This is a genomic window from Paraburkholderia sp. J76, from assembly GCF_905220295.1.
Lineage (GTDB): Bacteria > Pseudomonadota > Gammaproteobacteria > Burkholderiales > Burkholderiaceae > Paraburkholderia.
Genome location: NZ_CAJMZJ010000007.1, coordinates 228,276 through 253,871, shown reverse-complemented (window position 1 = coordinate 253,871; position 25,596 = coordinate 228,276). Strand labels below are relative to the sequence as shown.

The window sequence follows — 25,596 nt, the reverse complement described above, 5'->3', positions numbered from 1 at the left end:
GCGTGCGATGCACGCTTCCGCGGCGCCGTTGCTTGCTTGCGCGCTCACACTCGTTGCCCTTCCCCGTGGCGCCGAGGCTCGCGAGAACGCGCCGCGCGCGCCCGCGCAGCCGCCCGAGACGACCACGTACGTCACGCGTCCCGGCGACTCGCTCTACGGCATCGCCGCGCGCTACCTGCACAATCCCGCCGACTGGAAAAAGCTCGCGAGCCTCAATCATGTGAGCGCGCCGCAACGCCTGTGGCCCGGCACCACGCTGCGCGTGCCGGTCGCGCTGCTGCGCCAGGACGACCTCAGCGCGAAGGTGATCGCCGCGAACGGACCCGTGCAGCACGCGTTCCGCGCCGGTCCGCTCCTGCCGCTCGCGGTTGGCTCGACGCTCGTCGAGGGCGATCGCGTGCAGACCGGCCATGACGGCTTCGCCACGCTCGAACTGGCCGACGGTTCGCATATCGCGTTGCCGCCCGACACCGCGGTCGACCTGGCCACGCTGCGTCAAACCGCGCTCACGGGCGCGACCGACCGCATCATCGATCTGCATCGCGGCGAAGTGACGAGCGAGGTCACGCACGCCACGAAAAAGGACGATCGCTTTCAGATTCGCTCGCCTTCCGTGGTGGCGGGCGTGCGCGGCACGCAGTTTCGCGTGAGCTACGACGGCGGCAAGGGCGCAACAGCGGTCGAAGTGCTCGATGGCGCGGTGGGCGTGGACGCCGGTTCGCCGGCCCGCAATGGCTACGGCGCGCACCTGCAGCCGCCGGCGGCCGGCACGCCGCTTACCGCTTCCGAGCAGCTCGTGGCCGCCCATTACGGCAACCTCACGCTGGCGGGCCAGCCGGCGGGCGCCCCCGTCACCCTGCTGGACGCGCCCGAACTGCAGCATCCTTCCAAAGTGCAGGACGACGACGCAGTCGTCTTCGATATCGCGCCCGCCGAGGGTGCGAGCGCCTACCGCGTGCAGATCGGCCGCGACGCGGGCCTGCTCGACATGATCCGCGACAAGCGCAGCGCCGACCCGCGCGTATCGTTCGCCGATCTCCCCGACGGCACCTGGTTCGTACGCATTTCCGCCATCGACGCTCGCGGCCTCGAAGGCATGCCGGCCTCGTATGCGTTCGAGCGCAGGCGCGCGGCGCTCGGCGTGAGCGCCGGCTCCATCGAGGGTTCGCGCGACTTCGCGTTCCGCTGGTTCATCGACCGCAACGCGCAGAACACGCGTTTTCGCTTCGTGCTCGGCACGACGTCCGACCTGCGTGCGCCGCTCATCGACCGCACCGACATCACGGCGGGCGAGGCCGTCGTGCGCGACTTGCCGAAGGGCGTGTACTACTGGACGGTGATCGCCGAGCAGTTCGACAACGGCCATTACTACCAGAAGGCGAGCCCCGTCCAGTCGTTCAGGCTCGACTGGTGACGCAGGCGCGCATGAGCGTGAGGCCGCCCGCGCGCCTTGGCCGCTCCGTCGGGCGCCGCTTCCTGTTCGAATGGATGGGCGTGGGCTGCGCCGGCGTGATCGTGGTCGTGCTTTGCGTGCTCTGGCGGCTCACGAGCGGCGCGGACCATCTGGTCTACGACCGCTTGCTCTCCTCGCGCTCGCTGTCCGTGTCGCCCGACATCGTGCTCGTCGAGATCGACAATGCGAGCGTCGCCGCGCTCGGGCGCTGGCCGTGGCCGCGCGACGTGCACGCGCGGCTCGTCGATCAGCTCGCGAAGGCGGGCGCGGCGGCCGTGGTCTACGACGTGCTGTTCACCGAATCTTCTCCCGACGACGCGCGATTTGCGCAGGCGCTGAGCGCGCGCCCGGCGTTTCTGCCCATCCTGCTCACGCCCGCCGACGACACCGGCCACCGCGACGCCGTGCGCCCCGTCGCGCCGCTCGCGCAGGCGGCTGCGGGCCTGGGCCATATCAACCTCGAAGTCGATAGCGACGGCATCGTGCGCAGCGTCGCGCTCTTCGAAGGCGACGCGCAGCAGCGCTGGCCGCAACTGATGGTGCCGCTCTGGCGCGCGGTGCGCAGCGGCGCCGTGAAGCTCGCGCATGGCACGCCCGCCGCGGCGCAACGCGACGACGTGCTGAACGCGGCGGCGCCCGGCACCGAGTCGCGCTTCCTGATTCCGTTCAGCGCCAGTTCGCAGACCTACCACAAGGTCTCGTTCGCCGACGTGCTCGAAGGCCGCGTGCCGGCCGGGCAGTTGCGCGGGCGCGTGGCGATCGTCGGCGTGACGGCCTCGGGGCTCTACGACCGCTTCGCCACGCCGCTTTCCGGCACGCTCGGGCCGCTGCCCGGCGTGTACGTTCACGCCATCGTGCTCGACACGCTGCTCAACGGCACGGCCATCCAGCCCGCGCCGCCGGTCGCGGTCGTGCTCGCCTCGCTCGCGCCGCTCGTGGTGCTGCTGGCGGGTTTCCTCGTGCTTTCGCCGTTGCGCACATTGCTGCTGCTCGCGCTCCTGATCGTCGTGTCGCTTGGCGCGAGCGCGGGCATGCTGCACGGCGCGCGCCTGTGGCTGCCGCCCGTGCCCGCGATCGTCGCGCTGGTCGTCGTCTATCCCGTGTGGAGCTGGCGGCGCCTCGAAATGACAATGGCCTACTTGCGCAAGGAACTGCGCCAGCTTGCCGACGAACCCTACCTGCTGCCCGAAGCGCCCACGCAGCGCCGCGAGTTCGCGGGCGACGCGCTCGCCCAGCAAATGGCGCTCATGGCGCAGGCCGCGCAGCGGCTGCAAGACATGCGCCGCTTCGTGTGGGACAGCCTCGATTCCGTGCCGGAGCCGATTCTCGTCGCCGATCTGCGCGGCGTCGTGCTGATCGCGAATCACGCGTCGCGTGCGTATCTCGAACGCCTGAAGGTGAGCGCCGCGGAAGGGCGCCTGATGCAGGACGTGTTCGGCGACCTCTCGCTCGTCAAGCCGATCGACCCGGCGCCCGACGCGATGGCGTTTGCGCACGCGCACTGGCCCGCACCGCTCGATCCGGCGCGCGGCGAGTTCGCGGAGCTGATGGAGCGCGGCGTGGAAGTGCGCGCGCGCGACGGCAGCGACTACCTGCTGCGCTACGCGCGCTGCACGAACGCACAGGGGCAGGCGGTGGGCTGGATCGCGGGTCTCGTCGACGTGACGGAACTGCACGACGCCGAGCGCCAGCGCGAGGACGCGCTGCGCCTCCTCTCGCACGACATGCGCTCGCCGCAGGCCTCGATCGTCGCGCTCGTCGAGACGGAGCGCGAGCGCGGCACGCTCGCCTCCGAGCCCGTGCGCGGCGTGATGGAGCGCATCGAGCGCTACGCGCGCCGCTCGCTCAAGCTCGCCGACGACTTCGTGCAGCTCGCGCGCGCCGAATCGCAGGTGTATGCGCTCGAGCCCACGAGCCTCGCCGAACTCGTGATCGACGCGAGCGACGAAGTGTGGCCGCAGGCGCGAGCGAAGCGCATCCAGATCGACACGGCGTTCGAAGACGATCAAATGGGCTGGATCAACGCCGACCGCTCGCTCATGACGCGCGCGCTCGTGAACGTGCTGAACAACGCGGTGAAGTACAGTCCCGCGGACACGCGTATCGTCTGCACCGTCGCGCTGGACGACCACATTCCGCCCCGCGTGACCTGCTCGATTCGCGATCAGGGCTACGGCATCGCGCACGAAGATCAGGCGCGATTGTTCCAGCCATTCCAGCGTTTTCATGCGGAGCAGCGGCCCGAGGTGAGCGGCGCGGGGCTCGGCATGGCGTTCGTGAAGACCGTGGTGACGCGTCATGGCGGCGACGTCCAACTGGAAAGCGGGCCGGGGGAGGGCACCGTTTTGACGATGTCGCTGCCCGCGTTCGACGCGCCGATATGATTCGCACGAGAAGTGCCTGAATAACCGATGGAGTGTTTCGTGAAGACCTTGCTGCCGATCTGTCTCGTGCCGATGCTCGTTGCTCTCGCCGGATGCGCGGGCGTGACGGCCGATATCGCGGCCACGGGCGCGTTGCCCGCCGCGGCCAGCCAACCGGCGAACTATCGCTTCGCGCCCACGCCCGCACAGGCCGACGCGGGCGAAATGCTCCCTTACCAGGCATTGCTAAGCGATGGCCTTGCCCAGCGCGGCTTCAACGCGGGGGCGCCCGAGGCGGCGCGCTATCTCGTCTCGGTGGCGTGGGCCACGCGTCCCGCCGACGTGAAAGTCGTGGGCGGCGACTGCGGCGCGGGCTGCGCGCCGGCCGAGGGGCCGTCGTTGCCGTGGTTCGGACGGCCCTACGTGCATACGTTGACGCTGCGTTTCTTCGCGCTGCCCGATGGCGGCGAGATCTACAAGGTGAGCGCTGTGAAGCGCGACCGCAACGCCGACGCGCGCGAAGCCGTGCCCTACCTCGTGGCGGGCGCACTGGCGCGGTTGCCGTACGCGGGCGCGCCGCAGTGGCGCGTCAAGCTGAAGAGTCCGGCCAATGCGGGCGCCACGGATCGCACGCCGGGCATGCCGGAAGTGCTTTCGGTTTCTCCCCTCAATCCGGAATAGGCCGGCGTTCAGGGCAACTTTCCCCAGGTCATGCAAGCGACGAAGGCGCTATGCTGGCCCTGAATCTGGCGCAACGGTTGCGCGCAGACATCACGGGAGTCGCTCATGTTCGATCACATTGGATTGCGCGTGCAGGATCTCGCACGCAGCTTGCGTTTTTACGAAGCGCTGCTCGCGCCGCTAGGCGTCGTGGTATGCATGCACGACGACACCTATGCGGGACTCGGCCAGCCAGGCGAGCCCAAACTCTGGCTGCATGCCGTATCCGCTGCGTCCAGCGGCTCCGCGCTTGGGCCGCGCGGCGTGCATGTAGCGTTTGCGGCGGCCACCCGCGCAGCGGTCGACGGCTTCTACGAAGCTGGCTTGCGTGCAGGTGCGAAAGGCAATGGCGAGCCGGGCGTGCGCGCCGATTACAGCCCTGACTATTACGCAGCATTCCTGATCGATCCGGACGGCAACAACGTCGAGGCCGTCTGCTACGCGCGCGAGGCGCAAGTGTGAGCGTGAGTGGGCGTCAGGCGCCGGGCGTGCCGTGCGGCGCCGCTTCTTCCTGCGGCCAGCGGTTTTCGAACACGCATTCACCCAGAGGTTTGCGTTGCGCCCACTTCTCCATTTCGAGCATGGGCTGCGGGTAGAAGGCGTCGACCTGACCCACGCAGAGTATCGCCACCGGCTTGGCGCCGGGCGGCATGGCGAGCAGGGTGCGCACCTCGTCGACATCGAAGATCGACACCCAGCCCATGCCGAGTCCTTCGGCGCGCGCCGCGAGCCACATGTTCTGGATCGCGCACGCCACGGAGGCGAGGTCCATTTCCGGCAGCGTGCGCCGGCCGAACACATGGGCTTCGCGGCGATCCATCAGCGCGACCACGAGGACCTCCGCGCAATCGCGCATGCCTTCCACCTTGAGCTTCATGAACTCGTCGTGGCGCTCGCCTAGCGCGTCGGCGGTGGCAATGCGTTCGCGTTCGACCGTCGCATGCAGTTGCTCGCGCAACGATTGATTGGTGATGCGCGCGATGCGCCACGGCTGCATGAAGCCCACGCTCGGCGCATGATGCGCGGCATCGAGCAGGCGCGCCAGTGTCGCGGGATCGACGGGGCCGGGCGCGAAGTGCCGCATGTCGCGGCGCTCGTAAATCGCGCGGTAGACCGCCGCGCGTTCGGCTTCGTCAAAGGGCTGTGCCATGAAAGAGTGCGGCCGCGAAAGCCGGGTTGGAGGGCCAGTAAGCGTGCATATAGGTGGCCGCGATCGAGCCGTGCCGGTAAAGCGCCTCGCCCGGCGCGCCCGTTTGTGCGTGACGTGCCGTGAGCGTTGGCGCGAGCGGCGTGGCGATGCGCGAATAGTGGAACGTGTGGCCGCGCAGCGCGCCATGCGCGCCGCTCAACTGCTGCATGCCGAGCGCCGCGAAACGCTTTTGCATGAACGCCTCGCCGGGCAGCAGGCCGAGCATTGGCGTGCGTGTGCCTTGCGCGTCGGTCAGTGCATCGAGCAGATAAAGCATGCCGCCGCATTCGGCGACGAGCGGCTTGCCCGCGGATACATGCGCGCGCAACGAATCGGCGCTTTGCGTATTGCTTGCGAGCGCCGAAGCATGAAGCTCGGGATAGCCGCCGGGCAGAAAGATCGCATCGGCAGTGACAGGCTCGTTCGCCAGCGGGGAGAAGTAACTCACGCGCGCACCCAGCGTTTCGAGCAATGCCATATTCGCGGGATAGATAAACGAGAACGCGGCGTCGCGCGCAATTGCGATATGACGGCCTTCCAGCAGCCGTGGAATCGCTTCGTCATGCGAAGGATCGGCGAATGCCACCGTCGGCGGCAGTTCGGCTAGCGCGGTTTGCGCGAGCGCGTCGGCGGCGCGTTCGATGCGCGCGTCGAGGTCGTCGATTTCCGCGGCCTGGTGCAGGCCCAGATGGCGATCGGGCAGCGCCATCGTCGCTTCGCTTGCGACGTGTCCTAGCCAGTGCACGTCGGCGGGCAGCATCTCCTGGAGCATCTGCGCGTGACGCGGCGAGCCCACGCGATTCGCCAGCACGCCATGAAACGGCACGTCGGGTCGAAAACGCGCGAGACCGAATGCGATCGCGCCGAAGGTCTGCGCCATCGACTTCGCGCTCACGACAGCGGCCACGGGCACGCCGAACGTAGTCGCGAGATCGGCGCTGCTCGGCGTGCCGTCGAACAGGCCCATCACGCCTTCGATCAGGATCAGGTCGGCTTCGCGCGCGGCCTGCGCGAGCAGCGCGCGGCACGCCGGTTCGCCCACCATCCACAGATCGAGCGACAGCACGGGCGCGCCGCTCGCGCGCGCGAGGATCATGGGATCGAGAAAATCGGGCCCCGTCTTGAACACGCGCACGCGTCGGCCCGCACGGCGATGCAGGCGCGCGAGGCCCGCCGTAAGCGTGGTTTTGCCCTGGCCCGAAGCGGGCGCGCTGATGAAAAGCGCGGGGCAGGCAAGCGTTGCGCTCACGGGCTCAGAACTCCACGCCCTTTTGCGCCTTCACGCCTTGCTCGCGATACGGATGCTTCACGAGCCGCATTTCCGTGACGAGATCGGCGGCTTCGATGAGCGCATCGGGCGCATGGCGCCCCGTCACGACCACGTGCACGTGCGGCGCGCGCGATGCGATTACGCCAAGCACTTCGTCGAGCGGCAGGTACTCGTATTTGAGCACCGTGTTGAGTTCGTCGAGAATCACCATCGCGTAGTCGCCGCTCTCGATCATGCGCTTCGCTTCGTCCCAGCCCTTGCGCGCGGTGGCAATGTCGCCGTCGCGATTCTGCGTGTTCCAGGTGTAGCCGTCGCCCATCGTCACGAAATCGCAGTGCGCGACGCTGCCGAGAAAGTCGCGTTCGGCCGTATGCAGCGCGCCCTTGATGAACTGCACGACGCCGAGCTTCATGCCGTGGCCCAGCATGCGCACGGCCATGCCGAATGCCGCCGTGCTTTTGCCCTTGCCGTTGCCGGTATTGACGATCAGCAGGCCCTTTTCGTGCGTCGCGGCGGCCTGTTTTTTCTCGTGGCCTTCGCGGCGGCGTTGCGTCATGCGTTGGTGCGCTTCGGGATCGGTTTTCATCATCGTGAGTGGGTCGGTTGCGGCGCTTGCGCGTCCGCGTTTGCATGGGTTTGCAGCGTGCTTGCGAGCGCGATTGCGACCGTTACGCCGTCGAACGCCTGCTTGCCGCGCACGAGCGGGCCGCCGTTCGCCGCAAGAAGCGCGCACGGTTCGCATACGCCGTCTACACCGAATCGCGCTTGCGCGGCGGCGCAAGGCGGCGCTTGAGCGGGCGTTGCCGCAAGCTGTTCCCGCGTGTACGTGCGCAGCGGCAGTGCATGTGCCGCGCAAAAAGCTTGCAATGCGGGTTCGCTGGCTTTCGCGTCGAGCGTCGCCACGGCGGTTACGCTTTCAAGCGGCCGCGCGCCGAGCGCTGCGCGCACGGCGGCGTCGATCTGCGCGAGCGTCGCGCCACCCCGGCAGCCAATGCCGAGCACAAGCGATGGCGCGCGCTGCGCCGATTCCGGCGTGGCTTCGCATGAGGCGGTGCGCGAGGCGCGGCTGTCGGCTGAATTCACGGTGGGAGCGTAGATCGAAGGCGTGGGCGCAAAGCGAAACCCGGCGAAACCGGCCCGTGGCGGATGCGCGCTACGATAGCACACGCGTTTGCGCGTTCCCACGCCTTCCTTGACGCGCAAGCCCCTCGCGCCTACACTCGCTCGCACTCTGGTGCTCGCGCGCGCGATTCATAATGCGCGCGCAGTTAAACGGGAATCAGGGAGCCATCCCGCCTCGGCATGGCCAACCTGAACTGCACCCGCAACGGTACAACGAGCGCGGCGTTCGAACGAATGCCGCAAACCGCTTCCATGCTGCGTTTAAGTTTTACGCAGTTCACGCCACTGTGCGAACGGCCGCAAGGCCGCTCGCGCGGGAAGGCGAAGCGGTGTTTCGTCAGTCCGGATACCGGCCAGATACGTGGGATTCGCGCTGCGGGGATGCGGTAGCGAGTCCGTGATATTCATGCGTCAGCCGGGCGAGGCCCGGGTGCGCGTCCGGCCGTTCGTCCCCTGAGGGTTGTTGAATCGTTGTGCGTGAGCGCATATCCACGGCTATGCGCGCCCGACGACGCCAGCACGAACGGCCAGCGACGCACGAGGTCCATTTCGGAGGCCTGGCGCCGAAGGAGCACTTCATGCAAATGCGCAAGATTCCGGTCACGATCGTGACGGGCTTTCTCGGCAGCGGTAAAACCACGCTGCTGCGTCACATTCTTCAGCACGCGGGCGGCCTGCGCGTCGCGGTCATCGTCAACGAATTCGGCGAACTCGGTATCGACGGCGAAATTCTGCGTGGCTGCGGCATTGGCTGCGACGAGAACGGCAACGAAACGGAAGGTCAGCTCTACGAACTAGCGAACGGCTGCCTGTGCTGCACCGTGCAGGAAGAATTCTTCCCGGTGATGGAGAAGTTGCTCGAACGCCGTGGCGACGTCGATCACGTGCTGATCGAAACCTCGGGTCTCGCGCTGCCCAAGCCGCTCGTGCAGGCGTTCAACTGGCCGTCGATTCGCAATGCGTTCACCGTCGATGCGGTCGTGACCGTGGTGGACGGCCCCGCCGCCGCGAGCGGTCAGTTCGCCGAAAATCCGCAGGCTGTAGACGCGCAGCGTCGCGCCGATCCGAATCTCGATCACGAATCGCCGCTGCACGAACTGTTCGAAGACCAGCTTTCGGCCGCCGATCTCGTCATCCTCAACAAGACCGATCTGCTCGACGAAGCGGGCCAGGACGCGCTCATCGCCGAACTGCGCGAGGAACTGCCGCCGCAAGTGAAGATCGTGCGCGCGCAGCACGGCAAGCTCGATCTGCATACGCTGCTCGGGCTCGAAACGGCCTCCGAGGAGAGCATTCATCTTCGTCACGACCATCACGGTTCCGCCGACGATCCCGATCATCACCACGACGAGTTCGATTCGGTCGTCGTAGCGGGCGCGGCGGCGTCGCGCGAGAGCGTGATCGAAGCGCTGCAGCAACTCGTCGATGCGCATACGATCTATCGCGTGAAAGGTTTTGCCGCGTTGCCGGGCGCGCCGATGCGTCTCGTGATTCAAGGCGTGGGCCGCCGGTTCGACAGCTATTTCGACCGCCGCTGGAACGCGCAGGAAAGCGCCGCGCAGCCGCTGGCGAGCCGCTTTGTGCTGATTGGCGCAGACCTCGACGGCGCGACGCTGCAAGCCGCGTTCTCGGCTGCGCTGGCGAACGCGCAGAACGCTGCCGCCAAGGTGAGCGCGCCGAGCTAGCCATGCATTTGCTGCGCACCACGCCGGGCGGTTTCGTCGACGACACGCAAGGCGTTATCCGAATCGACCAGCAGCCCGCCGAAATCGTCGTGCTCAGTTCGGCGGACACCACGCTCGCGCTGCTGGCGAGCGTCGTGCCGCGCCTGCCCGCGGGCTTCCCGAGCGTGCGGCTCGCCAACGTCACGTACCTGCGCCAGCCTGCATCGGTGGACTTCTACGTCGAAGATGTTTTGCAGCACGCGCGCGTGGTGGTGGTCGATCATCTGGGCGGCGAAACGTACTGGCCGTACGGCATCGAACAGGTCGTCTCGCTCGCACAGCGTCGCGGGCAACTGCTCGCGATGTTTTCCGGCGACTTGCAGGAAGACCCGAATCTCACGGCGAAGAGCCGCGTCGAGCCCGAATTCTGCCACCTGTTGTGGCGTTATCTGCGAGAAGGCGGCGCGGCGAATGCCGAATCGTTTTTGCGCGCGCTCGCGTGGCGCGCTTTCGACTGGGGCAGCGAGCCCGCGCCGCCCGTCGCGCTGCCCGCCGCCGCGCTGTATTGCCCGCAGCGCGACGTCGCGACCATCGACGAATGGCGCGCGCGCTGGCAACCCGGCGCGCCGGTTGTCGCGCTGCTGTTTTACAAGGCGCACTTGCAGGCCGCGAACACAGCCGCGTTCGATGCCCTCATCGCCGCGCTGCTGGAGCGCGGCATGAACCCGCTGCCGCTTGCGATCACGTCGCTCAAGGACACCTTGAGCCGCGACGTGCTCGACCAACTGGCGGCGCAGCACGACGTGTCGCTCGTGCTGAACACGACGGCGTTCGCCGCTTCGTCACTGGACGACCCCGAACCGCTCGCGCTAGCCGGCGACGCGCCCGTGTTCCAGGTGATCCTGAGCGGCGGCAACCGCGAAGACTGGCTCAAGGACAATCACGGTCTGAATTCGCGCGACATCGCCATGCATATCGCGCTGCCCGAAGTGGACGGCCGCGTGATTACGCGCGCGATCAGCTTCAAGGGCCTCGCATACCACTGCAAGGAGACGCAGGTCGATGTCGTGCGCTACCAGCCCGATCTCGAACGCGTGGCGTTCGTCGCCGAACTTGCGCGCCGCTGGTGCCGTTTGCGCAGCCTGCCCAACGACGAAAAGAAACTGGCGCTCGTGCTCGCGAACTATCCGATGAGCGAAGGGCGCATCGGCAACGGCGTGGGACTCGATACGCCGGCTTCAGTGGTCGGCATCCTGCGCATGCTGCGCGACGAAGGCTACCGCGTGGCCGATTTGCCCGAAGATGGCGATGCGCTCATGCGCATCCTCACGCAGGGCGTGACGAACGATCCCGACACGCGCGCGCTGCGCCCCGCGTGGCAGAGTCTGTCGCTCGACGACTACCGCGCGCATTTCTCGCGGTTGCCCGCCGAGGCGCAGAACGCGTTGATCGCGCGCTGGGGCGCGCCGGAAGACGATCCCACGGTGCGGCGCGGCCGCTTCGTGATCGCGGGCTGGCGCTGCGCTCACGTGTTCGTTGGCATCCAGCCCTCGCGCTCGCGCGGCGACGACACCTACGCGAACTATCACGACGCCGAACTGGTGCCGCCGCATGCGTATCTCGCGTTCTACTTCTGGCTGCGCGAAACGTTCGGCATCGACGCCATCGCGCACGTGGGCAAGCACGGCAATCTGGAATGGCTGCCGGGCAAGAGCGTGGCGCTCGCCGACACCTGCTGGCCCGACATGGCGCTCGGGCCGCTGCCGCATCTGTATCCGTTCATCGTCAACGATCCAGGCGAGGGTAGCCAGGCCAAACGCCGGGCCCAGGCCGTGATCGTCGATCATTTGATGCCGCCGCTCACGCGCGCCGAAAACTATGGGCCGCTGCAAGACCTCGAACGGCAAGTCGATGAGTATTACGAAGCATTGATGGTGGACCCGCGCCGCGCAAAGCTGCTGCGCAAGACGATACTCGCGACCATCATCGAGCATCGGTTGCACGAGGAATTGAGCGTGGCCGCGCCTCAGGATAAGGCGGATGAAGACGAACTCCTCACGCGCGCCGACGCCTGGCTCTGCGAACTGAAGGAAGCGCAGATTCGCGACGGCCTGCATACGTTCGGCGAGTCGCCGCAGGGCCAGCAGCGCCGCGACACGCTGCTTGCGCTAGGCCGTTATGCATGCGGCGACGGGCAGGGCGCGAACGCGGGCCTCATCGACGCGATCGCGCGAGACCTGCGTATCGATCATCTGGTCGATCCGGCCTCGGTCGATTGGGCTGCGCCGTGGCATGGGCCGCGTCCGCCGCTGCTCGCCAGTGCGAGCGATGCGCCGTGGCGTCATGCGGGCGACACGCGCGAGCGCCTGGAAACGCTCGCGGCCGCGCTGATCGAAGACATTTGTTCAGGCATGCGAAGCGATGCGGCGAACGCCTCGTTGCCGCATGCGGCGCAGGTGCTTGCGCGCCTGCTCGACGACGTGTTGCCGCGCCTTGACGCGTGCGGCCCGGAAGAGATGCGTAACCTTCGCCGCGGTTTCGAAGGCCGATTCGTGCCGCCGGGCCCGAGCGGTTCGCCTTCGCGCGGGCGTCCCGATGTGCTGCCCACGGGACGCAACTTCTATTCCGTCGATACGCGCGCCATTCCCACGCAGGCCGCGTGGGCGCTCGGCATGAAATCGGCGCAGCAACTCATCGAGCGCCACTTGCAGGAGCATGGCGATTACCCGCGCGCCGTGGGCCTTTCGGTGTGGGGCACCGCGACGATGCGCACCGGTGGCGACGACATCGCCCAGGCGTTCGCGCTGATCGGCGTGCGGCCGAAGTGGGCCGCGGGCAGCCAGCGCGTGACCGACTTCGAGATCATGCCGGTCGAGGCGCTGGACCGGCCGCGCATCGACGTGACGTTGCGCGTATCGGGCTTCTTCCGCGACGCGTTTCCCAACGTGATGCATCTGTTCGACGCCGCCGTGCAAGCCGTGGCCGATCTCGACGAACCGGAGCATCAGAATCCGTTGCGCGCTCGCGTGCTGCGCGAGCGCGACGCGCTGGTCGCGAACGGCATGGCCGCCGACGAGGCGCGCCGCCGCGCGGGCTGGCGCGTGTTCAGCGCGCGCCCGGGCGCCTATGGCGCGGGCCTGCAGTCGATGATCGACCATCGCCGGTGGCAGACCGACGCCGATCTCGCGAACGCTTACCAGGCGTGGGGCGGTTACGCCTACGCGCAAAAGAGCGCGGGCGACGAGGCGAACGATGCGTTCCGCGCGCGCCTCGCCACGCTCGACGTGGTCCTGCAGAACCAGGACAACCGCGAGCACGACCTGCTCGACTCGAACGACTACTATCAGTTTCAGGGCGGCATGGCGGCGGCTGCACGGCATTTTTCGCAGGCGCAACCCGCGCTCTATCACGCCGACCACAGCAACCCCGCCGCGCCGCGCATTCGTCCGCTGCACGAGGAGATCGCGCGCGTGATCCGCTCGCGCGTGGTGAACCCGAAGTGGATCGACGGCGTGAAGCGTCACGGCTATAAAGGCGCGGCGGAAATGGCGGCGACCGTGGACTATCTGTTTGGTTACGACGCGACCGCGCGCGTGGTGAGCGATCATCAGTACGTGCTCGTCGCGAACGCCTACGTGCACGACGACGACACGCGCGAATTCATGCAGCGCCACAACCCGCACGCGCTGCATGCCGTATGCGAGCGCCTGCTCGAAGCGATCCAGCGCGGTCTCTGGCAGGAGCCCGGCGAGCATCGCGCGCAACTCGAACACCGTCTGCTCGAAGCGGGGCAGCATCTGGAAGGATCAGGATCATGAGCGCTGCGGCCACGCGTCCCGCGTTTCCCTTTACCGCGCTGGTCGGCCAGGCGGCGTTGCAGCGCGCGCTGTTGCTCGCAGCCATTGACCCCGCGATTGGCGGCGTGCTCGTGAGCGGGCCGCGCGGCACCGCGAAATCCACGGCGGCGCGCGCGCTTGCTGCGCTCTTGCCACAGGGCGCGTTCGTCACGCTGCCGCTCGGCGCGAGCGAGGACAAGCTGATCGGCACGCTCGACCTCGAAGCGGCGCTGCGCGAGAGCGCGGTGCGTTTCGCGCCCGGCTTGCTCGCGCGTGCGCACGGCGGCGTGCTTTACGTGGACGAGGTGAACCTGCTGCCCGACGCGCTCGTCGACGTGCTGCTCGACGCGGCGGCGAGCGGCGTGAACACCGTGGAGCGCGATGGCGTGTCGCACACGCACGACGCCCATTTCGTGCTGGTGGGCACGATGAATCCCGAGGAAGGAGAGTTGCGCCCGCAACTACTCGATCGCTTTGGTTTGATGGTGGAACTCGGCACGCCTTACGGCGCGGCTGAGCGGCAACGCATCGTCAAGGCGCGTCTTGCGTTCGATGCCGATCCGCAGGCGTTTTGCGCGGCGCGCGAAGCGGAGCAACGCGCGCTTGGCGCGCGCATCGCGGCGGCGCGCGAGGCGTTAGCCGCACTCGACTGGAGCGACGCCGTGCACGAGCGCGTGGCGCAGCGCTGCATCGAGGCGGCCGTCGACGGCTTGCGCGCCGACCTCGTGATGCTGCGCGCGGCGCGTGCGCTCGCGGCGTTCGAAGGCGCGGACGCGGCGACGCCGGATCACGTCGATCAGGTCGCCGATTGCGTGCTCGCGCATCGTCGGCACGCCATGCCGCAACGGTCCGATGCGCCGTCCGCTTCAGAGCCCACGCCGCCATCCGCATCGGCGCCAATGCGCGATACAAAGCACACCGAAGCAACATCGGAGGCCGATTGGGGCGAGATGCCGCCGGAGCCCGTCGCCGCGAGGGCGGTGAAGGGCGTGATCCCGCTGCCCGCAAAAAAACGCTGACCCGTCGGGCACAGGCCGCCGCCTTCGCACAGGGCGGCGCTCGACGGCGAGAAGGCCCGGGGCGCGGTCCCGCGCAAGTGGCGAAGCATGGCGAGCGTATTGCCTGGCCGCTCACGCTCGCGGCCAAACGCGCAGGATCGTTGCAACCGCAACATTTTCGGTTCGCCAAACGCAAGACAGGCGTGGGCGCGCTCCATTGCTTCGTGCTGGACTGCTCGGCTTCCATGGTCGCGCGCGGCCAGCTCGCGCTCGCCAAGGGTTTGCTGATCGCGCTGTTCGACCGCGCCCGCGCGGAGCGTGTGGAAGTGGCTTTGATCGCTTTCGGCGGCGCTGGCGCGGAACTGCGGTTCGGGCCCGCGGTGCCGCGCTGGTGGAACGAACGCTGGATCGAGCCTATCGGCGGGGGCGGCGGCACGCCGCTCGAGGCGGGCATCGGTCATGCCGGGCGATTGCTGGAAAGCGCCGCGCGGCGCGATCCGGCGCGCGCGCGTCATCTCTGGCTGTTCAGCGACGGCCGCACGGCGCAATGGCCCGCACGGCCACGTTATGCCGATCACGTCACGGTGATCGATTGCGAACTCGGCGCGCTGCGCGTGGGGCGCTGCGAGGCGCTCGCTCAGGCCTGGGCGGGCGATTGCCTGGACGCTCAGGCGCTGCTCGCGTGAGCCGGCGCTAGCGCATGCTGCCGGTCCAGTACAGTACGTCGTCCTGACGATCGAATACGTAGACTTTCATCGCCATCTGCTCGGCAGCCGTGAGGCGGTCGAGTTCGAGGCCGAGCGTGGCGTGCGCGGGGTCGCTCGCTTCCGCATGCACGTTGCGGATGATGGCGGTGGTTTCGATCGCCGTATCGTTGTCGCCGGAACGCAACTGGAATGCCACGCGCAGCCGCTCACCAGGCTTGCCGAGCGCCCACGCCGCACTCACCGAAAGCCCTAGCGCGCTGATGCCGCGCGCGAGCGCCACGCCGTCGTAACCCGCGCCTTCTTCGCCGATGCCGTAGCGCACGGGAAATTGCGCGCGCACGCGAATCGAGCGGCGTTCGCGCAGGCGGCGGATGTTGGCGGGCTTCGAAAGCACGAGGTAGTCGAGCGGCGACTGATTGAGCGCATGCGCGGTGCATACGAAGCGATAGACGGCCTGGCTCGCAATCGCGACGATCTCCACGTTTTCGCCGGGCGCGATGGCGATGGGTCGGCCATCGACATAAGGCGTCGTCACGAAGAGCGCCTCGTTCGGCGCGAAGCCGATCAGGCGGCACGGGTGCATGGGCGCGCCGCTCGCGCCCATCTGCGGGCGCAACCCCATCAGCGCGCCGATGTTCAGATGCATGTCGCGCGGGGTGGCGGGCGCAGCGGCGGCATTGGCCGCCGCGCTCTGCGCGGCCTCGGGCCTTGCTACGTCGCCGCGATGCGGAGCGAAGTGCTGGAACAGAAAATCCCGCTCCGCTTCGCCCACCAGCACGGAGCCGGCATCGAGCAGCAAGGCGCCGTCGCCATCGACGACGGGCCAGGCGAGCGGCTCGCCTACCGGCATGGCGTCCGGCGTGAGCGGAGCCGCCTCGATTGCGGATGCGGTTGCCGTATCGGCGGCTTCGGTTCGAGCGTCAGTGGTGAGATTCGTCATCGGCGCAGGGTGGTCGGTGAGCAGTTCGCGCCGCGAATCGACTTCGCGGCTTCATCTGGTTTACGGCGCTGCGGCGGGGAAGTTGAGTGCGTGCCGCGATTCGAAGGCGATTTCGCAAGCGGCAGTATGATGAATCCCGCATGCATTCTGTAATCGGCCGGCAAGCCCAGCAGGCCTTGCGAGCGGAGCAAGAGGAAGCGCCTCATGAAGCTCTGGAAACGATGTTTGCGAATGCCCGGTCGATGGAACCGGGCGCTCATGCAGTGGGTCGGGAGCCATCCGTTCATCGTCGGCACGATGGGTTCGCTCGTCGGCGCGGCCATCGTAGCCATCGTACTGGTGGGGCTGATGCAGCAGCGCACGCAGGCCATTGTCAGCACCCAGCATATTTCGGCCACACTCGTCTCGTTGATGTCGAACGACCTCGAGGCGAATTGCGGCATCTACGACCTGTTGCTGCTCGATGCCGCCGATAGCGTTCGCGACCCGCGCACGCAGAGTCTGCCGCCCGACATCCGCCGCAAGCTGCTCTTCGGCCGCGTGGCGACCGGCGCCTATCTCGACGACGCACTCTACGTGGACGCGTACGGCCATATCGTCGAATCGCAGGACGGCCGCGCGTATGCAGGGGTCAATCTGGCGGATCGGGAATATTTCACGGCGCAGCGCGAGCGTTCGGTCGGCATGTATATTTCAGACCCGATCCGCTCCCGTGTGCGCGACGGCCACTACTCGATTGTGCTCTCGCGCCGCGTGACTGAGCACGACGGTTCGTTTGGCGGCATCGTGATGCTCACGCTGCGGCTGGCGTACTTTCAGCAACTGTTCGACCGGCTCGACGTCGATTCGCGAGGCAGCGCGTTCATCATGCTGAGCGACGGGACCATGCTCGCGCGCCGCCCTTATTCGGACTACGAAGTTGGCGCGCAGACCGGACAACTGGATTACGTCCAGCCGATGCTGAAAACGAGCGGCGGCTCGTTCATTGCCACGGGCGAGGACGACAAGGTCGAACGCATCTACACGTTCAGGCGCGTGCCGCACACGTCGCTCGTTGCGGTCGTCGCGCCTTCCGTGGACGGCGCGCTCGCCGCATGGCGTCATCGGCTGCACATCTATGCGTCGATGGCGGCGATCTTCGGCGCGCTGGTCGCCGCTTCGTCGTGGCTGCTCGCGCTTTCCATGCGCGCACGCCTCGACACGCAGAGGGAATTCGAACGTCTCGCGGTTACTGACGCGCTCACGAGCCTCTACAACCGGCGCGCGCTCGACTTGCGCATCGAAACCGAGTGGCAGCATGCGAGACGCGCGGGCGAACCGCTTTCGGTGCTTTTCATCGACATCGACAAGTTCAAGCTGTTCAACGACTTCTACGGACATGCGCAGGGCGATAAAGTGCTCGCCGCCGTAGCGCGTGCGATACGCGAGGCCTGCCGCCGCGCGACCGACATGGTGGCGCGCTACGGCGGCGAGGAGTTTGCCGTGGTGCTGCCGGCCATGCCTTTCGATGGCGCCGTGACAATCGCGGAAGGGGTGCGCCAGCAAGTGGCGGCGCTGGGAATCGCGCACGAGCACAGCGAACACGGCACGCTTACCGTAAGCATTGGCTGCGCGACCTGCGTGCCGCGCGAAAACGAGGGCGCGCAGGCGCTGTTGCGCGCCGCCGACGCCGAACTTTACGTGGCGAAGCAGGCGGGGCGCAACCAGGTGAAGGCGCGCGAATTCGAGGGCGCGCCGCCCGACCCGCGCAACGCGCTGCCTACCTTGAAGGCGTGAGCGCGCGTTTCATCAGGAATCCTCGCGATACCAGCGCGGCGTATAAATCCACTCACCGCCGTCGGCGCGGGCGAACCCGCGCGTAGCCGACGAACCGACGATCACCATCGTGCGCATGTCGACGTCCGACGAGCGCAATTCCCCTAGCGTCGTCGCGCGCAGCGTCTCGCCGGGGCGGCCCACGTCGCGGCCCAGCACCACGCGCGTGTACGGCGCGCGCACGCTGCGCACGATGTCCAGCGCGCGATCGAGTTGCCAGGGCCGCGCGCGCGAAACGGGATTGTAGAACGCCATCACGAGGTCGGCTTGCGCCGCATGCAGGAGACGCTTTTCGATCACTGCCCACGGCTTCAGGTTGTCGGAAAGCGAAAGCATGCAGAAGTCGTGGCCGAGCGGAGCGCCCGCTTGCGCCGCTGTGGCGAGCGCAGCGGAAACGCCGGGCACGATCGCCAGCTCGACGGCGTGCCAGCGCGCATCGTCCGAGCCTTCGAGCGCTTCGAGCACAGCGGCCGCCATCGCGAACACGCCGGGGTCGCCCGACGAGACCACCGCCACGCGCCGCCCCTCGCTCGCCATCTCGAACGCGTGGCGGGCGCGCTGCAGTTCTTCGCGGTTGTCGGTGGCGTGGCGTTGCTGGTCCGCGCGAAACGGGCCGGCCATCGCCACGTAGGTTGCGTAGCCGACGATATCGGTGGCGCTGTCGAGCGCGGCGCGCGCGGCGGGCGTGAGAAGATCGGCGCGGCCGGGGCCAAGGCCGAGCACCGTGAGCTTGCCGCGCGCGCGGCCCAGCGCGAGCGGGTCGAGCGGCGCGGGGGCGCAGGCGAGGGCGATGCCTTCTTCGTTCGGCGCGTAACGTTCGACCTCCGCCGCAAAGTCGAGGGCAGCAAGCGTGGCTTGCGGCGTGTTCTCCGCGCTATCGACGAAACGCAGCGGCACGCCGAGTTCCGTCGCCGCGTTTGCGAGCGATGCATCGCACATATGGGCGCAAGGGGCGACGAGCGCCGCGAGCGCGAGCGGCGCGAATCCGTTTGCATGGAGTGCGCGGCGCGCGCGAACGGCCAGCGCCTCGTGCGGCGCGCCCACGGCTGCGACGATGCTGCGCGGGTGAATCACGAGGTCGTCGGCGCTGCCGTTCCACGCGTGCGCGCTCACGCGGATGGCGTGACGGGCGGTGGCGTCGCGCGGCAGATCGACGTTCTCCAGCCAGGGCGCATGGCCGTCCACGCGAGTCGTTGCGCCCGCAAGCAAATCGGAGACGAAGCGCTTGCCCTGCGCGAGGCTCGCCAGCGCATAGCCCGCGGGTGGATTGAGCAGGCACGTGCCGAAGCGCAATTCGCCGCTCGTGGTGATCGCGGGCGCGACCGCGAGCGCCGCGCCAATGTCGCGCGCCATCACGTTCACGCCGGTGAGTCCACCGAGCAGCGGCACGACGGCGCTGCCGTCTTCGGCGAGTGCGAGCACGGGCGGCTCCGCGCCCTTGTTGGCAAGCAGCGGCGCAAGGCAGCGGATCACGATGCCCGCCGCGCACAGCGCGACGACAGGCATGCCGCGCGTATAGCAGTCGCGCAGGTGTGCGCCAAGCTCGCTGAACGCGACATCGCCTTGCACGCGGCCTTGCAGCGCATGGATCTGCGCGCCCGCGTAAAGCGCCTGCACGCGCCGCGCCGTGGCGAGCGCGCCGGGCCCGAGAACGACGATGGCGGGCGGTGTCACGACTGCCATTTCATCCCCGGCATGACGAGCAGCGAGAAGTAAGGCGAAGCCATCGGATCGACCTCGTCGAGCGGGACGATGCGCTGGTTCGCCATCGTTGCGCGCTCGACATACAGCGCGCGATGCGCGAGCCCCAGTTCCGCCAGCACGCGGCGCACCTTGTCGAAGTTGCGGCCCAGTTTCATGATGACGGCGGCGTCCGCGTCGGCGAGACGCCGGCGCAGTTCTTCCTCGGGCAGCACGCCCGAGAGCACGGCGAGGCTCTGGTTGCGATAGACGAGCGGCACGCCCAGCACGGCCGCTCCGCCCAGCATCGAGCACACGCCCGGCACGACTTCGGCCTCGTAACGCGCGGCGAGCCGGTCGTGCAGATACATGTACGAGCCGTAGAAGAACGGATCGCCTTCGCAGATCACGGCAACGTCGCGTCCGGCGTCGAGATGGCGCGAAAGGATTTCCGCGGCGCCGTCGTAGAAGTCGGCGATGATCGCCTCGTACGAAAGCGGCGGTTCTAGCGCTTCGGTCGTTACGGGATACACGAGCGGCAGGCGTTCCTGCTGCGCTTCGAGGTGGGACTCGACAATGCCGAACGCGTTGCCCTTCTTGCCCTTCGCGACGAAATACGCGACCACGGGCGCGGCTTTGAGCAGACGCAGCGCTTTGAGCGTGAGCAGTTCGGGGTCGCCGGGGCCGACGCCAATGCCGTGCAGACGTCCTTTACGGATCATTTATTCGGTCTCCGAAGCAAGTGCGTTGACGGCGGCGGCAGCCATCGCGCTGCCGCCGCGACGGCCGTGCACGACGACGAAAGGCACGCCGCGATTCTGCGCCGCAAGCTGCGCTTTGGACTCCGCCGCGCCGACAAAGCCCACGGGAAAGCCCAGAATGAGCGCGGGGCGCGGCGCGCCGGCGGCGATCATGTCGAGCAGATAAAAGAGCGCGGTGGGCGCATTGCCGATGGCAACGACGCTGCCTGCAAGATGCGGCCGCCACAGTTCGAGCGCAGCCGCCGAGCGGGTATTGCCAAGCTCGCGGGCGAGCGCGGGCACGGCGGGGTCGTCGAGCGTGCAGATCACGGCGTTGTTCGCGGGCAGGCGCGCGCGCGTGATGCCGTAAGCGACCATTTTCGCGTCGCAGAGGACCGGCGCGCCGCCTGCTAGCGCGTGGCGGCCCGCCGTGCCCGCGCCTGTGGAAAACGCGAGGTCGGCGACCACGTCCACCATGCCGCACGCGTGGATCACGCGTACGGCGAGCTTTTCGAGGTCGGGGGGAATGCGCGAGAGGTCGGCTTCGGCGCGAATCGTCGCGAACGACTCGCGATAGATCGCCTGGCCGTCGCGGATGTAATCAGACATCTTGGGTACTCCGGGACCGTTGCGCGATTGCGAGCGCAGCGGCTTCGATCGTCAGGTTGCGCGCGACGAGTTGACCAAAGCGTTGGCCGGAGCCGCTTGGGGTGTCGTCGCGCTGGTACAGGTCGTAGTGGTCCGGGGCGCTCGCGAGCAACGTGAACGGCGCGCAGTGCGCGGCGGCGCAGGAACGCTCGCAGCCGGTGAGGTGGACTTCGGCGGCAGGCGGCAACAGGACGGCGAGGCGCCGGGCGTCGGCTTTCGTGTCAGCGCGGCTTTTTGCGCAACCCGTCGAGCCCGTGCAGGCGATGAGGCGCGCGAGCGGATCGGCACGCGAAACGACGAGGCCGAGCGCACGCAGGCGTTCGAGCGCGGCGGCCATCGCACGCGCGGGCACGTTGGGCAGCAGCACGCCTTGCCAGGGCGTTACGCGCAAGGTCGCGTCGCCTGCGTCTTCCGCAAGCGCGGCGAGCGCGCGCAGCGTGGGCGCGTCGATACGGCCGAGCGCGGGCTGCGCGCCCACGTATCCGCTGCCGTCGGCATGGAGTGCGTGCGCGCCCAGGCGCAGGTCGGAGGGGCTCGAGTTGCGATGCCACGTGTGCAGTGCGGCAGCGTCGTGCATCAGCGTGAAATCGCCGTGTTGTTGCGCGCGCTGCAGCAGCGCTCCGAGCGAGTGCGTTGCCAGCACGTCGCGCATACGGGTTGCATCTGCATCTGCGAGGTCGAGGAATGCATGCAGCAGCGCTTGCACCGATGCGCACACGTCGTCAGCCGCTAGCGTGCCGATTGGCCGCGCCGTGGGGCATCCCGCGAGGCCCACAGCGAAGCGCACCGTCGCGCCATGCGGCAGCGCGGCGAGCCAGATGTCGTGCGGATGTTCGAGCATCGCCATGCGCTCGGCGCCGTCCAGTTGCAGGGCGAATTTCGGCGAGAGTGCGGCGAAACGCGGCTCGCGCTGCATCATGTCGATGAGCGCGGCGGCGAGTACGGTCGTGTCGCACAAGGCATGAGGATCGAGGCCCGCTAGCGGGCTCAGCATCACGTTGCGCAATTCGTCGGCGGCGCAGGCGCGCTCGATCGGGCTCGCGACGCCGATGCCGGCGGGGCCGAGACCCGCGCCGATCAGCGCGGCGCTCAACGCGGCTTCCTCGCCCGCGAGCACGCCGCGAATCTGCACGTTGGCACGGTTCGTCAGTTCGAGCACGCCGTTCGCATGCGTCGATGCCGCATCGGCGACGGCGCGCGCACGCGCGGCGCCCAGCACGCCGCCGGGCAGACGGATGCGGCACACGCCGCCGTCGCGCGCGGCGACCACGCGCACCAGCCCCGGGCACGCGGAGGAGCGCAGCACGGCCAATGCAGCAGCGGGCGAGACGGACTTCGTTTGGTGTTTCAAGGGAATACCGGGTAAGCACCGCGCGCGAGCGGCGCGCTGCCCGCACGGTGGGCGGGAAGCGGCTGCGGTATCGGTACACCCCGTCCGATCCGGGTTTGCGCGAACAGTCGGCCGGCAGGTCTCCTGGCTCGCAGGTCGTGAACCGCATCGGCCTTCCCGGTAAAACCAGTGGCGTGGGTGGATGCGGTCTCGCTGCTCACAGTCGCGGGGGCGGCCACAGCATGCTGTGTTCCCTTTCTTGCCATCCGGAGCTGGCGCTTCAGCGCTGGCTCCGGTCTCATGCAAAGTTGCCTTAAAGGCGCCGGCGGACACGGTATTATGCCCGTTTTCACGCGCGCTACGGCCCGCAATCGGGTCGCGGGCGGGTGGCGGCATAGAGAATCAGGAAGCAGCGGGAGAGCGAATGCAGGGCACGCAGGCATGGCTGACGGTGGTGGGCATAGGCGACGACGGCTATGCGGGGCTCGCGCGCGACGCGCGGCGCGCGCTGTTCGACGCGGCCATCGTGACGGGCGGCGCGCGCCATCTCGCGATGCTCCCGCCACGCGTGCGTGCGCGCCGCGAGGCGTGGCCGCAGCCGTTCAGCGTCGATGCGCTGCTTGCGCATCGCGAATCGAACGAGCCCGTGTGCGTGCTCGCGAGCGGCGACCCCATGCTGTTCGGCGTGGGCGCAACGCTCGCGCGCCGCGTGGCGCCCGGCGAAATGCGCGTGCTGCCCGCGCCGTCGTCGCTTTCGCTCGCGGCGGCGCGTATGGGCTGGGCGTTGCAGGATACGGCGATGGTCTCGCTCGTCGGCCGGCCGCTCGATGTGCTGCGCCGCCATCTTCACGCGCGCTCCCGCGTGCTCGCGCTGAGCGCGGACGGACGCACGCCCGCGGCGCTTGCCTCGCTGCTCGCGCAAGCGGGTTTCGGTGCCACCCGTCTTGCGGTGTTCGAGCATCTGGGCGGCCCGCTCGAGCGCCGCATCGAAGGCCGTGCCGATGCGTGGCACGTGGAAGAAGCCGCGGCGCTCAACCTGGTCGCCTTCGAATGCGAAAGCGATGTGGCGAATGCGCTCGCTCGCGGCTGGACGCTCACGCCGGGCCTCCCCGACGACGCCTATCGCCACGACGGCCAGCTCACCAGGCGCGACGTGCGCGCGCTCACGCTCGCGCGCCTCGCGCCCACGCCGGGCGCGCTACTTTGGGACGTGGGTGCGGGCAGCGGCTCGATCGGCATCGAGTGGATGCGCGCGCACGCGGCTTGCCGCGCGATTGCGATCGAGGCGCATGCCGAACGTCAGCGCTTCATCGAACACAATCGCGCCGCGCTGGGCGTGCCCGGTTTGCAGCTCGTCGCGGGCCGCGCGCCCGCAGCGCTCGCAGGGCTCGCGACGCCCGACGCGGTGTTCATCGGCGGCGGCGTGACCGTGCCCGGCGTGCTCGAAGCATGCTGGGATGCGCTCGCGAGCGGCGGCCGGCTCGTTGCAAACGCGGTGACATTGCAGAGCGAAGCGACGCTCGCGGCGTGGCGCACGCAGCACGGCGGCACGCTCACGCGCATCGGCATCGGCGAGGCGCAGCCGCTGGGCGGCTTCGACACATGGCGCCAGGCGTTGCCCGTCACGCTCTACGAGGCGGTCAAGCCATGACGCCACGCGTCTTGCTGCTGGGCGGCACCGGCGACGCGCTGGCCATCGCTCGTACACTCGGCGCGCCGCACGTGTACTCGCTCGCGGGACTGGGCCGCGTGCCCGCCGATCTCGCCTGCGCGGTGCGTGTGGGCGGTTTCGGCGGCGCAGAAGGGCTCGCGCGCTTTCTCGCCGACGAAAACATCGCGCTCGTTTTCGACGCCACGCATCCATACGCCGCGCAGATCAGCGCCAATGCGGCGCGCGCATGCGACGCGGCACAGGTGCCGTACTGGGCGCTGCGGCGCGCACCGTGGCAGCCACAGCCCGGCGACGACTGGCGCGGGGTCGGCGGCTGGCGCGGCGTAATCGAAGCGCTTGCGCCGTTCGCGCGCCCGCTCTTTACGCTCGGGCGCGAACCGCTCGCGCATCTGCACGAAGTGCCGCCGCGGCAGTACTGGACCATCCGTTGCCTCGAAGCGCATCCTGGCCACGCTCGCGCCCGCATCATCGACGCGCGCGGGCCGTTCACAGCCGAAGGCGAGCGCGCGCTTTTCACGGAAGCGCGCATCGACGTCGTCGTCAGCAAGAACAGCGGTGGCGCGGCGACCGAGGCGAAGCTCGCTGTCGCGCGCGAACTGGGCTTGCCCGTGGTGATGATGCAGCGGCCGCCGCTGCCGCCCGCGCAGCGCGAATTCGCATCGGCGCAAGAGGCGACCGGTGCGCTCGACGACTACATCAAGCGGAGTTTCAGCGCATGACAGTGTTCTTCATCGGCGCGGGACCGGGCGATCCTGAGTTGATCACCGTGAAGGGCCAGCGCCTCGTGCGCAGTTGCCCCGTCATTCTCTACGCGGGCTCGCTCGTGCCGCCGGCCGTGCTCGAAGGCCACCGCGCGCATAAAGTGGTCGATACCGCGCCGCTCACGCTGGACGAAATCGTCGCGTTGCTCGAAAGCGCGCACACGCAAGGCTTCGATGTGGCGCGCGTGCATTCGGGCGACCCGTCGCTGTATGGCGCTATCGGCGAGCAGATCCGCCGCCTGCGCATGCTTGGCATTCCTTATGAAATCGTGCCGGGCGTGACGGCGACGGCCGCATGCGCGGCGGCGCTCGGCAGCGAACTCACGCTGCCCGGTATTTCGCAAACGCTCATTCTTACGCGCTACGCCACGAAAACGTCGATGCCCGAAGGCGAGCGGTTAGGCGACCTCGCGCGTCATAAAGCCACGCTGGCGATCCACCTGGGCGTGCGCCATATCGCGCGTATCGTTGAGGAATTGCGGCCGCACTACGGCGCGGATTGCCCCGTCGCGGTGATCTACCGCGCGAGTTGGCCCGACGAGGAACGCGTGACGGGCACGCTCGCGGATATCGCTGAAAAGGTGCAAGCGACGGATATCGAGCGTACCGCGCTGATTCTCGTGGGGCGGGTGCTCGCGGCGGAAGGGTTCGCGGATTCGACGCTTTACGGGGCGGGGAAGCGGTAGGG

21 protein-coding genes and 2 riboswitches are annotated in these 25,596 nt (G+C 68.4%); of the genes, 12 read left to right on the top strand and 9 right to left on the bottom strand.

Annotated elements, in window-relative coordinates; genetic code table 11:
• Positions 1 to 7 precede the first annotated feature (7 nt).
• The 4 genes from U5768_RS16095 to U5768_RS16080 all read left to right on the top strand — a co-directional run bounded on the left by U5768_RS16095 (position 8) and on the right by U5768_RS16080 (position 4,998).
• A complete protein-coding gene (locus tag U5768_RS16095; protein WP_322031400.1) occupies positions 8 to 1,414 on the top strand; it encodes a FecR domain-containing protein in 1,407 nt (468 codons plus the stop codon).
• A gap of 11 nt (positions 1,415 to 1,425) precedes the next feature.
• Positions 1,426 to 3,837 carry a CHASE2 domain-containing protein gene (locus tag U5768_RS16090; protein ID WP_322031399.1) on the top strand — a complete coding sequence of 804 codons (2,412 nt, stop codon included), beginning with the start codon at positions 1,426 to 1,428 and terminating at the stop codon, positions 3,835 to 3,837.
• A 39-nt stretch (positions 3,838 to 3,876) separates the two neighbouring features.
• Positions 3,877 to 4,497, top strand: coding sequence for a DUF4136 domain-containing protein (locus U5768_RS16085; protein ID WP_322031398.1), 621 nt, complete (start codon positions 3,877 to 3,879; stop codon positions 4,495 to 4,497).
• Between the two features lie 105 nt (positions 4,498 to 4,602).
• Positions 4,603 to 4,998: a VOC family protein gene (locus U5768_RS16080; protein WP_322031397.1), complete on the top strand. Its 396-nt coding sequence runs from the start codon at positions 4,603 to 4,605 to the stop codon at positions 4,996 to 4,998.
• Between the two features lie 13 nt (positions 4,999 to 5,011).
• On the opposite strand, the gene bluB is transcribed toward U5768_RS16080, so the two are convergent.
• The 4 genes from bluB to U5768_RS16060 are packed head-to-tail and all read right to left on the bottom strand — an operon-like array spanning position 5,012 to position 8,078.
• The gene (gene bluB / locus U5768_RS16075; RefSeq protein WP_322031396.1) at positions 5,012 to 5,686 is read right to left on the bottom strand and encodes a 5,6-dimethylbenzimidazole synthase; all 675 of its coding nucleotides are present in this window, start codon (positions 5,684 to 5,686) and stop codon (positions 5,012 to 5,014) included.
• On the bottom strand, positions 5,670 to 6,974 hold the full coding sequence (locus U5768_RS16070; RefSeq protein ID WP_322031395.1) for a cobyrinate a,c-diamide synthase: 1,305 nt from the start codon (positions 6,972 to 6,974) through the stop codon (positions 5,670 to 5,672). The genes bluB and U5768_RS16070 overlap by 17 nt, the downstream gene beginning before the upstream one ends.
• Positions 6,975 to 6,978: 4 nt before the next feature.
• The gene (cobO, locus tag U5768_RS16065; protein WP_322031491.1) at positions 6,979 to 7,581 is read right to left on the bottom strand and encodes a cob(I)yrinic acid a,c-diamide adenosyltransferase; all 603 of its coding nucleotides are present in this window, start codon (positions 7,579 to 7,581) and stop codon (positions 6,979 to 6,981) included.
• Positions 7,581 to 8,078, bottom strand: a complete 498-nt coding sequence (locus U5768_RS16060) for a cobalamin biosynthesis protein (protein WP_322031394.1) — start codon at positions 8,076 to 8,078, stop codon at positions 7,581 to 7,583. The genes cobO and U5768_RS16060 overlap by 1 nt, the downstream gene beginning before the upstream one ends.
• Before the next feature lie 132 nt (positions 8,079 to 8,210).
• Positions 8,211 to 8,490: riboswitch (cobalamin riboswitch) on the top strand.
• Positions 8,491 to 8,695: 205 nt separating this feature from the next.
• Here U5768_RS16060 and cobW point away from each other — a divergent pair.
• From cobW to U5768_RS16040, 4 genes are all read left to right on the top strand, one after another.
• Positions 8,696 to 9,802, top strand: coding sequence for a cobalamin biosynthesis protein CobW (gene cobW, locus U5768_RS16055; protein WP_322031393.1), 1,107 nt, complete (start codon positions 8,696 to 8,698; stop codon positions 9,800 to 9,802).
• Between the two features lie 2 nt (positions 9,803 to 9,804).
• A complete protein-coding gene (gene cobN / locus U5768_RS16050) occupies positions 9,805 to 13,599 on the top strand; it encodes a cobaltochelatase subunit CobN (RefSeq protein WP_322031392.1) in 3,795 nt (1,264 codons plus the stop codon).
• The gene (locus tag U5768_RS16045; protein ID WP_322031391.1) at positions 13,596 to 14,636 is read left to right on the top strand and encodes an ATP-binding protein; all 1,041 of its coding nucleotides are present in this window, start codon (positions 13,596 to 13,598) and stop codon (positions 14,634 to 14,636) included. The genes cobN and U5768_RS16045 overlap by 4 nt, the downstream gene beginning before the upstream one ends.
• Before the next feature lie 77 nt (positions 14,637 to 14,713).
• Positions 14,714 to 15,301, top strand: coding sequence for a vWA domain-containing protein (locus tag U5768_RS16040; protein ID WP_322031390.1), 588 nt, complete (start codon positions 14,714 to 14,716; stop codon positions 15,299 to 15,301).
• 7 nt (positions 15,302 to 15,308) lie between these two features.
• Here U5768_RS16040 and U5768_RS16035 read toward each other — a convergent pair whose 3' ends face one another.
• The gene (locus U5768_RS16035) at positions 15,309 to 16,262 is read right to left on the bottom strand and encodes a flagellar brake protein (protein WP_322031389.1); all 954 of its coding nucleotides are present in this window, start codon (positions 16,260 to 16,262) and stop codon (positions 15,309 to 15,311) included.
• Positions 16,263 to 16,520: 258 nt separating this feature from the next.
• On the opposite strand from U5768_RS16035, the gene U5768_RS16030 reads away from it, so the two are divergent.
• Entirely contained in the window at positions 16,521 to 18,038 is a 1,518-nt protein-coding gene (locus U5768_RS16030; protein ID WP_322031388.1) for a sensor domain-containing diguanylate cyclase, read from the top strand.
• Positions 18,039 to 18,050: 12 nt separating this feature from the next.
• Here the strand turns inward: U5768_RS16030 and cobJ are convergent, their stop codons facing one another.
• From cobJ to cobG, 4 genes are read right to left on the bottom strand one after another with little or no spacing between them, the layout of a single operon-like run.
• Positions 18,051 to 19,760, bottom strand: coding sequence for a precorrin-3B C(17)-methyltransferase (gene cobJ / locus U5768_RS16025; RefSeq protein WP_322031387.1), 1,710 nt, complete (start codon positions 19,758 to 19,760; stop codon positions 18,051 to 18,053).
• Positions 19,748 to 20,479 carry a precorrin-2 C(20)-methyltransferase gene (locus tag U5768_RS16020; protein ID WP_322031386.1) on the bottom strand — a complete coding sequence of 244 codons (732 nt, stop codon included), beginning with the start codon at positions 20,477 to 20,479 and terminating at the stop codon, positions 19,748 to 19,750. The genes cobJ and U5768_RS16020 overlap by 13 nt, the downstream gene beginning before the upstream one ends.
• Entirely contained in the window at positions 20,480 to 21,106 is a 627-nt protein-coding gene (locus U5768_RS16015) for a precorrin-8X methylmutase (RefSeq protein ID WP_322031385.1), read from the bottom strand.
• Positions 21,099 to 22,496: a precorrin-3B synthase gene (cobG, locus tag U5768_RS16010; protein ID WP_322031384.1), complete on the bottom strand. Its 1,398-nt coding sequence runs from the start codon at positions 22,494 to 22,496 to the stop codon at positions 21,099 to 21,101. The genes U5768_RS16015 and cobG overlap by 8 nt, the downstream gene beginning before the upstream one ends.
• Before the next feature lie 95 nt (positions 22,497 to 22,591).
• A riboswitch (cobalamin riboswitch) is annotated at positions 22,592 to 22,781 on the bottom strand.
• Between the two features lie 118 nt (positions 22,782 to 22,899).
• Between cobG and cbiE the strand changes: the two genes are divergently transcribed.
• From cbiE to cobM, 3 genes are read left to right on the top strand one after another with little or no spacing between them, the layout of a single operon-like run.
• Positions 22,900 to 24,126: a precorrin-6y C5,15-methyltransferase (decarboxylating) subunit CbiE gene (gene cbiE, locus U5768_RS16005; protein ID WP_322031383.1), complete on the top strand. Its 1,227-nt coding sequence runs from the start codon at positions 22,900 to 22,902 to the stop codon at positions 24,124 to 24,126.
• Entirely contained in the window at positions 24,123 to 24,866 is a 744-nt protein-coding gene (locus U5768_RS16000; protein ID WP_322031382.1) for a cobalt-precorrin-6A reductase, read from the top strand. The genes cbiE and U5768_RS16000 overlap by 4 nt, the downstream gene beginning before the upstream one ends.
• Entirely contained in the window at positions 24,863 to 25,594 is a 732-nt protein-coding gene (cobM, locus tag U5768_RS15995) for a precorrin-4 C(11)-methyltransferase (protein ID WP_322031381.1), read from the top strand. The genes U5768_RS16000 and cobM overlap by 4 nt, the downstream gene beginning before the upstream one ends.
• The last annotated feature ends 2 nt before the right edge of the window (positions 25,595 to 25,596 follow it).